The organism is Acidobacteriota bacterium (genome assembly GCA_039028635.1).
Taxonomy (GTDB): domain Bacteria; phylum Acidobacteriota; class Thermoanaerobaculia; order Multivoradales; family JBCCEF01; genus JBCCEF01.
Genome location: JBCCHV010000001.1, coordinates 36,683 through 49,008, shown reverse-complemented (window position 1 = coordinate 49,008; position 12,326 = coordinate 36,683). Strand labels below are relative to the sequence as shown.

The window sequence follows — 12,326 nt, the reverse complement described above, 5'->3', positions numbered from 1 at the left end:
TCAGGCTCGCAACCCGTCGAGGCGCGCGATCAGTGCACCGGCCGACGACGGTCGCTCTTCCGGCTGCTTGTGCAGACAGTCTTGAATCAGGTCCGCCAAGGAGGGCGGGATCTCGGGCCACAGGTCGCGCGGCGGTCTCGGCTCCTCGCGCACCGTCGCCGCGATGACCTCGAGGGGCGTGCCGGCGAAGGGCAGCGCCCCGGTGAACATCTCGTAGAGAACCACGCCGACGGCATAGAGATCGGAGCGCGGATCCGCCTCGTTGCCTTCGAGCACCTCCGGCGCCAGGTACTGCGGCGTGCCGACGATCGAGCCGTCGGTGGTTTGCCCCGGGGTCATCCGATCGACCGGCCGGGCGATTCCGAAGTCCATCAGCTTGGCGTTGCCGTTGGGCTCGAGGATCAGGTTCTCGGGCTTGATGTCGCGATGCACCACGCCGACCTGGTGCGCCGCCTCGAGCCCCAGACAGAGCTGCCGCGCCAGGCGCAGGCCGGCGGAATAGGGCAGACGATCGGTGCGATCGAGCAGGAAGCGGAGGGTGACGCCGCGGACGTACTCCATCGAGATGAACGGCGTGCCGTCGATCTCGCCCAGGTCGAAGGTCCGCAAGACGTTGGGATGGGTGATCTTGCGCGCCAGCTTGAGCTCTTCCTTCAAGCGCTCGACCAGGGCCGTGTCGCGCCAACGATCCGACCGCAGCATCTTCACCGCCACCAGATCTTCGAGCTCGCGATCGCGCGCCTTGTAGACCACCCCCATGCCGCCGGCGCCGAGCACCGAGAGGATCTCGAAGCGCCCCCCCACCAGACTGCCCGGGCCAATGTCCGAGAGCGTCGGCCGCACCGGCATCGCTGCCGTGGGCGTGGTGGTGGTCACCCGCGGCACCGTCGCCGTCAGGCGCGAAGCCAAGCGGCCGGACAGGATGTAGAGCGGCTGGGGAATCAACACACCGCGCCGCTCGGCGAGCGAAAAGCCAGCCTTCTGGAGGTAATCCGAGAGCTCTTCGAAGATCGGCCGACCGAAAATGATCTCGCCGGGACTGGCCTCCCGCACCAGGCCTTCGAGCTGTTGCACCGCCGGCCCCACCAGCAGGGCGCGGGGTCGTCCGTCGCCGGAAGAGGAGCCCACCGTACAACGGCCGCGGGTGAGGGCGAGCACCGGCAGATCGCCCTCTTCGAAGCCCTGCAGGATCTCGGCGGCGGCGGCGAGAGCCCGCGGCCCGCGATCCTCGCCCTCGAATCGTGCCCACAGGCGATGGCCGGCGAGGGCGTCGATGGCGCCGCCGCGGCGCTCGACCACCTGCTCGACGATGCGCACCGAGGCGTCCCATTGGCGGGCCGCCTTGGCGGCATCGGAAGTTCCCCGGGCGAGGCCGCGGAACTCGATCGCCACCAGCACCCCATCGAGGCCGCGCAAGGCCGACACCTGGCGCGCGGTCGGCGCCAAACCACCCTCCGGCAAGCTGCGCGAGAGCTCCGAGAGATAGCTCTCCATGTCACGTTTTTCGCGCAGATCGCTCATCAAGGCGTTGAACGACCCGGCCAGCTCTCCGACCTCGTCACCGCGCTCGACGGCGATCTCCTGGTCGTAGTCGCCGGAACGGGCCGCGGTCGCCGCTGTCACCAGGCGCCGCACCGGCTGCAGCGTGCGGTGGGCGAACCAGTAGCTCAGCGCCAGGGCCAACAACACCGACCCGATGCCCGCCCACAGCAGGGCGCGGCTGATGGCGCGGAAGGGAGCCATCCGACGGTCGAGGGAGTCGAGGGTGACGGCCAGGGCGACGGGCTCTCCGGAGGCGTCCCGCAGAGGATCGAGCTGCGCCAGCCAAGGGGCACCGGCGAGGTCGAGCTCCAACCCTTCGACGGTGTCACCGCTCTCCAGTACCCGCTCGACCTCGGCCTGGTGTCGCGCCAGGGAGGCGATCAGGGCCCGGTGGACATCGTCGCCGAGGGTCGTGCCGCGCAGCTCGAGGGCGCTCGCGGCAGGGGCGGCATAGGCCAGCTGGGAGCTGCTCAGGGCGGCGGTCTCTTCGACGCCGCCGGCGGAGCGGTAGCCGGTGACCAGATAACCCAGCAGCTCGAAACCCCGCCCCACGGGCACCGCGACGGCGTCGTAGAGAGAGTCTTGGTCTCGCCAGAAGCCGGCCGCCGCCCCCTCGTCGAGGGCGGTCGCCAACAGCGGCCGCCGCGAGAGATCGGTGCCGGCGGCATCGGGACGACCGGTCCAGGCCGCCACCACACCGTCCAGGGTCACGACGGTCGCGAAGTCGTAGCCGACATCCCCTTGCCGCTCCTCGAGCAGGTCGCGAATCGAGAGGCTGTCGCCGGAATCAGCGGCCTCGGCGAAGAGGGCCGCGACATAGGGGTCGCCGGCGAGCTGGCGGGCATCGAAATCGAGGCGATCGAGGCGCACCTCGCGCAGCTCGGCGAGGGCTGCGGAGCTCTCCCTCAAGTCCTCCGCGACGCTCTCGCCGGCAATACCGCGCGCCTCCAGAAAGGCATAGAGCAAGGCCGCTCCGACGGCCAGGGCGATGAACAGCCCGGTCATCAGGAAGATCCGAGCCCCCAGGCCCGGAGACCAGCCCTTCGATTTAGTAGCGGTCACGTCGCGAACGCCCGTAGGATCTCCCGAACTTGTTGAGGTGTTTCGGCACCCGCGGTCGATAGGCCCGCAGGCGCAGCGGTTCCCGAAGCGCTCGCGGCGCGGCCAGCTCAACCACCTTGACGTCGCTTCGTTCATGCCAGACGGTCAAGGTTCCAGGGCCGTCCGGGAGACCTTCGAGACGAAACTGCCCCTTGCCGTCGGCGATCGTGGTGTGCGGCGTCTCGACCACCCAGACGTAGGCCACCATCTCCTGGTGAACGTTGCAGTAGACCCTCACCAGACCGGCCGTTTCGAAGACCGCCGTCTCGCCGGCACCGGCGCGGTAGAGACCGAGGTCGAAGGCATTGCCCTTCGACACCGAAAAGACGTTGTGCAGGATGGGATCGCGATTCGGGAATCGCACCGAGCTGCCGACCGGCAGCACCGTGACCCGCGGGGTGAACTTCTTTTTGCGGGTTTCGATCTCGAGCTCGAGGGGCTGCAGATTCTCCAGCCCTTGGTCTGGCTGATAGATCACCACCACGTCACCGCTGGTCGTGATCGGTCGACCGCTGCGAGTGACGAGCTGCACCTGTCCCGACAGCACCGCGGCCGAAGCCACCGAGGCCGGCGCCAGCACCGCGGCCAGCAGGATCAGGGCATGGCAGGCCCCGAAACGTCGGATCAAGAACCGCTCCCCCGCCCGAAACGCCAACGGACCGTCGTCAAGAGCTCGTCGTTGCCGACGGACGCCCCGGAGGCGAGGATGAACTCGTTGTCGGCATGCTCGATCGTCAGGTCGGCGCCCGGAACCAACCCCAAACGCAAGCCGAGGTCGACCTTCTCCCACTCCCAGGTGAAGCTCGGCGTCGGGCCACCGGCGGGATTGCCGAAGTCCGGCTCGAGACGCGAATAGCGAACCGCTGGAGCGATATAGGGAAAGAGCTGGCGTCCTCCGACGGCCCAGCGCACCGGAAGATCGAAGCGCCACGCCAGCTCGACTTCCAGGCCGGTACGCTCGAGGCCGGCGAGATCCTGATCGACGGCCTGCAGAAAGCCCGTGAAGCCGCCCCAATAAGCCCACAGGTTGACCCCGAACTCTTCCTTCTCATCGCCGGTGGTGGGGAACGGGAACAGATTGAGGGGTCCGCCCAGCAGGTCGAGGTCACCGCCGTACTCGGTGCCCTCGAGAACCACCGTCTCGGCCAGATCACGGCGATAGCCCCAGACCAGGGCGTCGACGCCGTCGTCGCCGGCGGCGCCGCCGAAGCGCACTCCGAGGCCGAGGCCGATCTCAAGGTCGGTTTCTCCATTGATGTCTTCGACCTCGGCGTCGTAGGGGATCACGATTCCGCTGTTGAGCCGCGGCGCCCGGCCGAGGACCACCTGGTCGCGGGTGCCGTTGTCTCCGGCCAGCGCATTGGGGTCGCGCATAAAGACCGGGTTTCCCTGCGTCGCCGAGGCCTTCAGGTAAACGTGGCGGCCGAGATCGACGCCGGCCTCGAGACCGAGATCCTCGAAGCGATTGAAGGCCGTCGATACCAGACCGTAGCTCTCCAGATGGCGATCGTCCTGGCGCTCGAAGTGCGGGAACTTGCCGATCTTGACGTAACCCCCGGAGCGCTCCGGCAGGATCGCCGGCTCGCTCTCGCGACCCAGTCGAATCCATGCCTCGTCGACGTCGACGTCCTGATCCGTCGACGTGGGATTGCGGTCGTAGAGATCGATGACGTCGATCTTGAGGTGAGCGGCGAGGCTGTCACCCCACTCGGCATCGACATAGAGGGTGGCCGTCGACACCTCGAGATGAGTTCCGGGATCGACCGTCTCGAGGGCCGGCGCCTCCGGCAGCAGGGGCGTGCCGTCCGGGAGTCGCAGCAGAGGAAGCTGCAGGCGCAATGGCTCCGAGTCGCGATAGTGGGTCTTGACCTCGACCTCGAAATCGAACCGCCGCTCCTCCTGCGCCGCGATTCCGGAGCCACTCAACAAGCCCACGGCAATCCACACCGTAGCCCGACTTAAGGCGAAGCGCACTCGATGACCCCCCAAAGCAAAAACACGGTTCGTCGGCTTTTCCGAATTATAAGGCACGCGGCGCCCTCTTTTGCCTGCCCTGCGACCAGCCGCGACCCCAACCTTTGCCAGGGTCCGATCCAAGCCCTGGTCAGAGAAATCGCCAAAGTCGCAAATCCCCCATCCTGTATATCCCGGTTCCGGAGCTTATTTGGTTGCTTTATTACTTACGTTAATTTAGAGTTTGCACGAAATGGCTGCTCGGGCAGCCGGTCGGCCCACCCCATCCGGGGTTCGCCCCATCGAAGAAAACCAAAGGAGTCTCCGTGAAGCTCAAGATACTCATCGCCCTGGCCCTGATTTCCGCCCTCTCCTCCCCCACCCTCCTCGCCGCTCCCTCGCAAGCCGCGGTGGAAGCCCCCAAGCACCAAGCCCGTGACGCCTGGCTCGACTTCTCGTGGGTCCGAAGTCTGGTTCTCCAGTTCTCGGCTGAAGGCCAGGACAACCGGCCGCAGCGGCCTCGGAACAACCAGCAAGATGGGCCCCAGGACCGGCGCGGCCAGCTCGATCCGGGCGGTCGACAGGGATGAGTCGGACACCCCCGCGAAGAGTACGAACGGGACCGTCGGAGAAGCTTGGCGCGGTCTCCGGTCACCGGCTCGGCCAGCCGCACCGGCCGGTCGGAAGGCCTTCGGAAGATCAGTAAAATGTCGAGGGATTGCGGTCTCGAGGCGCCGGCTGGAAGGCGTGCGCCACGATCTTTGTCCCGAATTCGCTTCGAGCCCGCACCCTTGTTTCAGAAGATGCGAAGGTACATAATCCAAGCAATGGATCAATCCAAAGGCAAGGCCCACCGTCGAATGGCCGCGCTGCTCAGCGAGCAGCGCGCCGAGGCGAACGAGATTCTCCGCGCCTCCGGGGTCGAGGCGAGCCTCGCGCCGCAGCTCCTCGTCGAGGCCCTGCTGAGCGTCGAATCGCCCTTTGGAATGGTCCCTTCGGCATCTTCCCAGTGGCTCAAGACGCTGCGCACCTCGTGCCGTCGTTCGAAGGCTTCGGTCCTCCCAGCGGTGACCGATCAGGACCGCTACGACAACGCCTTTCTCCTCGCCGGAGACCGCCTGACGGAGATCCGCCACCGCCGAGTCGAAGAGCAAACGACGGCTCGCCAGCTACTGCGCGAGCTCGAGTACTCCCTCGCCGATCCTACCGGTCCGGACCTTCCTCGGCGCTTCAATTCCGCCGGCTTCGTCGCCCTGCTGCTGCGCACCATCAAGGGTTGCTGGTCGGACAACCCGAAACGGGCCGAGAACCTCGTCGCCTGGGCCGTCAGACTGGTTCAGGAGCTGGATCCGGAGACCTACGGAGTCACCCGGGTGCTCGACCTCAAAGCCCAGGCCCATACCTACCAAGGCAACGTTTCGCGCATCCTGGGGAACTTTCGCGCCGCCGATGTCAGCTTCGCCGAAGCCGACCGACTGCTCGCCCAGGGCAGCAAGGACCCCCGCGCCCGCGCCGAGCTACTCGGCTTCCTGGCCAGCCTGCGCCGTCTGCAGTCGCGCTTCGATGACGCCCACCGCCTGCTGGCCCAAGCCGCCGCCATTCATCGCTGGCTCCAAGACCGTCACGGCGAAGGCCGAATTCTGCTCTACAAGGCCATGACGTTGTCCTATGCCGACGACCCGGAGGGCGCGATCCCGGTGGTCGAACGAGCTCTCGAGCTGATCGATGGCGAGCGCGAGCCCCGCCTGCTGCTGGTCGCGTACCACAACCTGGCGACCTACCTGCGGGACTGCGAGCTGATCCCACAGCTCCTGGAGTTGCTACCCAAGGTGCAACGCCTCGCCGAAGATCACGGTGGCGCCCTCGACCTGCTGCGCCTCTACTGGCTCGAAGGCATGGCCTTGATCACCATCGGTGAATCGCGACGCGGTGAAGAGCTGCTGCGGCGAGCCCGCAACGGCTTCATCGCGGAAGACATCGGCTACGAGGCCGCCCTGGTATGTCTCGACATCGTCGCCCTCTATCTGCAAGAGGGCCGCGGACGAGAAGCCCGCCACCTGGCCAGTGAGATGCTGCCCCTGCTCGGATTGAGCGGCCTCCACGACGACGCCACCATGGCCCTGCTGATGCTGCAGCGAGCGCTCGAGATGGAAACCGCCACCCTGCGCTGGGTGCAGGAAATCCAGGCTCGCATGTCGCGCCTGCCGAGCGGTCCGGCGGCACCGAGCCGGACCCCTTCCTGAGCTCGCGCATATCGCTCGACAGCGATTCAACCAACGACTGTCACACTTTCGAACCGTCAAGCACCTACCATCATGTGGACGGTGTGCTCGCTAACAGCCGCCGACGGCGTCGCCCCCGCCTTCGGATCCACGGCCAGCCAGCAATCTGACCACTCCCTCGACTCGTCGAGGAAGGAACGGACCTGAACCGGGCGGGCCTTCCAAGGCCTGCAGTCCTCGGATCAGGTTTCGCTCCGCCGCAAGCTTTCTTGCCGACGTGTTCCGCCGCGTCGGCACTTTTTTTGCCCTGCCCGACTGTTTTCGGCCTGCCCACCGGGCTCACCCGCGCTCGCCCGAACCCTCAGAAGGTCGTCGTGATGCCGAAATGGGCTCCGACATCGGACGTACTGTCGAAGCGCAGGAGATTCTCAGTGATCCCCAGGAACAGCACTTTGTCGGCGAACACCACCCGCTTCACTCCAACCGTGAGCTGAAGGGTGGTGCCCGAGAGCTCGTCGATCTCGAGGTCGTCGAGAGGGCTGAAGCCGACCGTCAGCTGGGCCAAGGCCGAGGTCTTGGGTCCCAGCCCCTGCTCCCAAGCCACCATCGCCGAAGGCATCACCTGCTCCCCGATCGACAGCTCGTCCCAAGCGCCGAGATAGAGCACTCCCGCCGACAGGTGAAGGCAGGCATGTTCGAAGTAGCGGGTGAACAGAAGCTGAGCGCCGCCATCGACGGCGCCGTTGGAGCCCAGCTGGCTCGCGGAACCGGTGGGCAGCTCCAGCACGGTTTCGAGGGCGAGATGGTATCGCCGCTCACCGTTGGGCTCGAAGAGCCGGAACTTGGCCCCGACCACGAGATCACCGAAGCGCGCTCCGGGATCTCCATCGAGCTCGTAGGTTCCTCCCGGATGGGACACGAAGGCGCGGAAATCGTCTCGCTCGACACCCAACCGACCGGCCTGCGAAAAGCTGAAGGAGTCGTGGAAACCCTCGATGGTGGAATCGAGAAATCCTCCCGAGTAGTTGAGCACCGGCAGCACCAGCTCGAGTTGAACGCCATCCCCGAAGCCGCGGCGAACGGCCAGCGCCGAACGCACCAGCTCGGCATCGACGAAGACCAACCCCTGATTGGGATCGAGGCCATCGAGACGTGTCAGGTCGGCTCGAGTCAGGGGCAGTCGCCCGTCCCGGTCTTCGAGAAAGCCCTCGACTACGTCCGACTGCGCCCAGGTGTTGGTCAGCGTCGTGACGACGTCGATCTGCCACTCTCCCCGGTCGAGCACGACGGCACTCACCGGATCGAAGGCCAGATAGCCCATCGAAAGAGGAAACTGGTCACGAATTCTCAGCGGTCCTGTATCGATGAGATAGGGCGACGGCTCTTGGGAAGCCGCCGGGAGCGGCAGGACCACCAGCGAGAAGAGGACTACGGCGAAGAAAGGGAGACGTGCCATCTTGGGTTGCTCCATCAGCGACGGCCTCCATCGGGCAGGCTGCGCCGGGCGCTCCGAAGAGCACACGGATCCCTGCCGAGGGTGGACGGCCTCGGTGCGCAAAGGACGCGGCAATGTGAACCTGAAAAGCCGGCTTGGTCACCGGCCACGGGAGACAACCCGGGGCCATCGACAGGTATTTCCATGTTTTGCAATTCACCGACGAAAGCCGCGACGACGGCCCCGTCACCGCCAGCCGATACAATTCCTCCGACCCACTTCGTCCACCTTGGCTCGCGAGGAGCAGCGCCCATGAAGTCGATCACCACCCTCTCGATACTCGGCCTCGCCGTGGTCGTGTCACTCGGTACCACCGCCCTGGCGGAAAGCCCTTGGAACCAGTTCCGCGGCCCTGCCGGCGACGGTCTTTCGGCCGAGAAAGGCCTGCTCGAGAGCTGGCCCGCGGACGGCCCTCCGGAGCTCTGGCGCCTCGATCTCGGCCCCGCCTTCTCCGGCATCACGGCCGCCGGCGACCACCTCTTCACGATGACCTCCGATGCCGACGGCGAGTACGCCGTCAGCCTCGACCTCGCCACCGGACGGGAGGTCTGGAGAACCCGCGTCGGCGGCCAGTTCGAGGAATCCTTCGGCAACGGCCCGCGCAGCACGCCGGCGATCGACGGAGATCGCGTCTTCGTGCTCGTCTCCCGCGGCGACCTCCATGCCCTGGGGCGCAAGGACGGCGCTGTTCAGTGGAGTGTCGACTTCAAAGAGGCCTTCGGAGTGGAGATTCCGCGGCGCGGCTTCTCCGGCTCGATCGTCCTGGCGGACGACCTCCTGATCCTCCAGCCCGGAGGCCCCGGCGGCCGCTCCCTGGCCGGCGTCGACAAGACCAGCGGCGAGGTCCGCTGGACCACCGGCGAGGACGCCACCGGCTACTCCACGCCGCTACTCGTCGGCGCGGGCAAGGAACGGCGCGCCATCGTTCTCAGCCCGACCCATGCGCTGGCCGTGACCCCGGCGGGAAAGGTCCTCTGGAGGCACGAGTTCGGCCCGGACATCGGCGTCAAGCCGGCGATTCCGGTGCAGGTGGCGCCAGATCAATTCTTCTTTTCGGCCTCTTACGACCTCGGTGGTCTCCTCCTGCGGGAGATCGGTGAGGGCGCCGAGCGCCGGGTCGAGGAAGTCTGGACCAGTCGCGCCATGCGCAACCACTTCAACGCCTCGGTCGAGATCGACGGCTTCCTCTACGGCTTCGACAACGCCACCCTGAAGTGCCTGAAGGTCGCCGACGCTTCCACCGCCTGGGCCAAGCGGGGCGGCCTCGGCAAGGGATCCTTGATCTATGCCGACGGCCGGCTGATCGTGCTCACCGAGACCGGCGAGCTGCGGCTGGTCGCGGCCGACCCCGAGGCCTACCGCGAGCTCGGCCGAGTGCAGGCCCTTTCCGGTCGCAGTTGGACCTCGCCGACCCTCTACCGCGGACATCTGATCGTCCGCAACGTCGCCGAGATCGTCGCCTACGACCTACGGCAGGCGTCCGGAGGTGAATCGTGAGAATCACCCGACTTGCCATCCTCACCCTCGCCCTCGGTGCCTTGGCGGGCCCGTCAGCGGTCGTCTCCGCCACCGACGACCCCGTCGACGCCGTCCTCGCGGGGCATTTGAGCAGCCTGGGCGGTCCCAAAGCCCTTGCGGCCCTCGACAGTCTGGAGATCTCCGGGACCTACACCTTCAACGGTGAGGCCGGCCGGTTCGTGCTCTACCGCCAGCGCCCCGATGCTTTTCGTCTCGAGATCGAGCTCGGCGAGCGCAAGAGCATCGAGGCCCATGGCCCCGATGGAGCGTGGGCCTTCTCCTCGCGCCGGGGCGGAGAGACGCGCCGTCTGGAAGGGGATCGGGCTCGCCTGTTGCGCGAGGAGTGGGGCGACTTCACAAGCCCGCTCCTGAGCTCGGCCAACCAGGTCACCTGGATCGCTCGCGAAGACCTCGATGGCCGCCTCTGCGACCATCTCCGACTGACCCACGCCAGTGGCGGTATCGAAGACTGGTATCTCGACGCCGGCGACCACACGGTGGTGCGTCGAACCTCCACTCAGGCGGGTCGCCGTGGCGATTATCAGCGCACCTGGTACTTCGAAGCCTACCGTCGCCACGACGGCGTGCTGGTGCCGGAGCTGTTCGAGCGCGAAGATCGCCAGCACGTTCGCACCTTCGAAGTTCGAGAGATCACCTCCAACCCAGAGCTATCGGCGGAGCTGTTCGCCCTGCCGCCGGAAGTCGCCGATCCCTGACGGCCCGTGGCTCGCTCCGGTCAGTGCCGATGCTTGCCGACGAGTGCTCCCTGGACGGGCGACACGAAGCCGCGAAAGCCGAGGCGGAACAGGGCATCGAGGCCGAGGCCCGTCGCCGCCAATAGACCGCCCCAGGCCCACCAGGCGGTCGGGCGCCCGGCCGTCAGGTCGACGGCCAGGGTCGGAGCCCAGTCCTGGAGAGACAGCCAGAAGGCCAGCGCCAGGGCGACGATGGCCAGCGCCAAGGCGCGGGCTCGGAAGCGCGACGACAGCACCACGGCGGTGAGCACCAGGAGCAGTGCCCACGGGGGTAACCATCCCTTCAACAGGAGCAGGTGAGCCAGAGGCAGCGCCAACATCAGGGACCGCGAGCCCAGCAGGCCGAGAGCCAGCGCCAGCGGCACCTGGGCGAACCACGGTAGGTCGAGGCGGAGCATCGGCTCGGTCCAGGCGACCAGCCCGATTCCGGTCAGCAGCCAGGGAAAGTCCCGCTGCACCAGGCCGCGCAGGGTACTTCCGAACTGCCCCCGCGAAGGCCCCTCGGACTCGGCGCCGATGGGCGCCCCGGCGAGTCCGGCAACGATGCCGGCCAGGGCACTGAGCAGCGGACCGAGCAGGGGCAGAGCGATCACCCAGGTCAACAGGGGCTCGAGCTTCGGGCGCCCGACTCCGAGGGCGGACAGCAGCGCAGCCAAGAACGCCGCTACCAGCCACCATGGAGCCAGCACCAGACTCATCCGCAGGAAGGTCTCTCCCGCTCCCAACGCCTCCGGCAGACGGCGGGCGAGGGGATGCAGCGCCGTCAGCCCGACCAGCAGGGCGACCCCGACCAGCGCACTGGCCGCCGAGATCCAGCGTGCACGCCGGGCTGAGGCGGCCGTATCGGAGCCCGCCTCGCCGGGTTCGTGGCGGTGCTCGTGGCCGAACAGAACGTGCAGCAACATGCCGCCGACGGTGGCCTCGAAGACCGCCGCTGCCGGCGTCGAGAGGCCGACGAGAAATCGTCCCGCGATGCTGAATCCCAGGATCGTTCCTGCCGCCAAGGTCACCAGAATGAGCACCGCCAACCGCCGCCCAAGGGCCGGCACCACCAGCCACCAGATGGCCAGGGCCATCGGCAAACGATGCAACAGCACCGCCGTTGCCAGCAGCCTGGGCTCGCCATCGCCGTGGTGATGATCCGCAGACGCTTCCTCGAGGTGGTGATGATCCTCCTCGTCATGGTCCGACGCCAAGCCCTCGAGAACCGTTTCTCCGCCCTGCGGTGCCGGATCTCGCTCCACCAAGGCGGCACCGTCGATCATGGCGTGCAGGGCCAAACCCAGAAAGGCGATGCCGATCAAGCCGGCAAAAGCCTTCTCCTCACCGGCATGAAGAATGCCGTGGAACAGGTAGGGCAGCGCCAGCCCGGCGATGCCGGCGACCACTCCGAGCCAGCCAGCGGCCTCGAAGGCATGGGGCCAGAGATGGAGCAGCACCAGCCCGCCGAGGGTGATCGCCACGAAGCTGTCGAGGGCGCCGCGAGCGACCGGACGCTGGTCGAACCACATCGCCAACAGCGGGCCGACGGCGAGCGGCAGCAGTCCCGCCAGCAGGATCCATCCCTCCCCCATCAACGCGTCTCCAGAGTCCCAGCCATTCGATAAGGGTAACCCATTCTCAACAATAAAAACGGTGCAGATCCGCCACTGCGGAAGATCCCGAGGGCGACGCCGCTCAACTCCCCGGAATCGATCACAGACCGGAATCCTCGCGGCGCCCGCGTGGCCGCTAGAATGG

At 67.0% G+C, this 12,326-nt stretch carries 9 protein-coding genes; 4 read left to right on the top strand and 5 right to left on the bottom strand.

Annotated elements, in window-relative coordinates; genetic code table 11:
* The 3 genes from AAF604_00200 to AAF604_00190 are packed head-to-tail and all read right to left on the bottom strand — an operon-like array spanning window position 1 to window position 4,617.
* A complete protein-coding gene (locus AAF604_00200) occupies window positions 1-2,547 on the bottom strand; it encodes a protein kinase (protein MEM7048043.1) in 2,547 nt (848 codons plus the stop codon).
* Window positions 2,548-2,590: 43 nt separating this feature from the next.
* Window positions 2,591-3,271, bottom strand: coding sequence for a methylamine utilization protein (locus AAF604_00195; GenBank protein ID MEM7048042.1), 681 nt, complete (start codon window positions 3,269-3,271; stop codon window positions 2,591-2,593).
* Window positions 3,268-4,617, bottom strand: a complete 1,350-nt coding sequence (locus tag AAF604_00190; protein ID MEM7048041.1) for a hypothetical protein — start codon at window positions 4,615-4,617, stop codon at window positions 3,268-3,270. Before AAF604_00190 ends, AAF604_00195 begins: the two co-directional genes overlap by 4 nt.
* A 305-nt stretch (window positions 4,618-4,922) precedes the next feature.
* Here AAF604_00190 and AAF604_00185 point away from each other — a divergent pair, with 305 nt between their 5' ends.
* Together AAF604_00185 and AAF604_00180 are read left to right on the top strand one after the other, a co-directional pair.
* A complete protein-coding gene (locus AAF604_00185) occupies window positions 4,923-5,186 on the top strand; it encodes a hypothetical protein (protein ID MEM7048040.1) in 264 nt (87 codons plus the stop codon).
* A 237-nt stretch (window positions 5,187-5,423) separates the two neighbouring features.
* A complete protein-coding gene (locus tag AAF604_00180; protein ID MEM7048039.1) occupies window positions 5,424-6,839 on the top strand; it encodes a hypothetical protein in 1,416 nt (471 codons plus the stop codon).
* Window positions 6,840-7,179: 340 nt separating this feature from the next.
* Here the strand turns inward: AAF604_00180 and AAF604_00175 are convergent, their stop codons facing one another.
* Window positions 7,180-8,274 (bottom strand): DUF3187 family protein, encoded by a 1,095-nt coding sequence (locus AAF604_00175; GenBank protein MEM7048038.1) that lies wholly within the window; start codon window positions 8,272-8,274, stop codon window positions 7,180-7,182.
* 291 nt (window positions 8,275-8,565) lie between these two features.
* Here AAF604_00175 and AAF604_00170 point away from each other — a divergent pair, with 291 nt between their 5' ends.
* Both AAF604_00170 and AAF604_00165 read left to right on the top strand, forming a co-directional pair.
* Window positions 8,566-9,810 (top strand): PQQ-binding-like beta-propeller repeat protein, encoded by a 1,245-nt coding sequence (locus tag AAF604_00170; protein MEM7048037.1) that lies wholly within the window; start codon window positions 8,566-8,568, stop codon window positions 9,808-9,810.
* Window positions 9,807-10,547, top strand: coding sequence for a hypothetical protein (locus AAF604_00165; GenBank protein MEM7048036.1), 741 nt, complete (start codon window positions 9,807-9,809; stop codon window positions 10,545-10,547). Before AAF604_00170 ends, AAF604_00165 begins: the two co-directional genes overlap by 4 nt.
* 20 nt (window positions 10,548-10,567) lie before the next feature.
* Here the strand turns inward: AAF604_00165 and AAF604_00160 are convergent, their stop codons facing one another.
* Complete coding sequence (locus tag AAF604_00160; GenBank protein MEM7048035.1) at window positions 10,568-12,160, bottom strand: hypothetical protein; 1,593 nt, start codon at window positions 12,158-12,160, stop codon at window positions 10,568-10,570.
* Window positions 12,161-12,326: the final 166 nt, after the last annotated feature.

Excerpts from the sequence above, each read along its gene's own strand:
- AAF604_00200 (MEM7048043.1), bottom strand. The coding sequence starts at position 2,547 with ATGACCGGGCTGTTCATCGCCCTGGCCGTCGGAGCGGCCTTGCTCTAT.
- AAF604_00180 (MEM7048039.1), top strand. The coding sequence starts at position 5,424 with ATGGATCAATCCAAAGGCAAGGCCCACCGTCGAATGGCCGCGCTGCTC.
- AAF604_00175 (MEM7048038.1), bottom strand. The coding sequence starts at position 8,274 with ATGGCACGTCTCCCTTTCTTCGCCGTAGTCCTCTTCTCGCTGGTGGTC.
- AAF604_00170 (MEM7048037.1), top strand. The coding sequence starts at position 8,566 with ATGAAGTCGATCACCACCCTCTCGATACTCGGCCTCGCCGTGGTCGTG.
- AAF604_00160 (MEM7048035.1), bottom strand. The coding sequence starts at position 12,160 with ATGGGGGAGGGATGGATCCTGCTGGCGGGACTGCTGCCGCTCGCCGTC.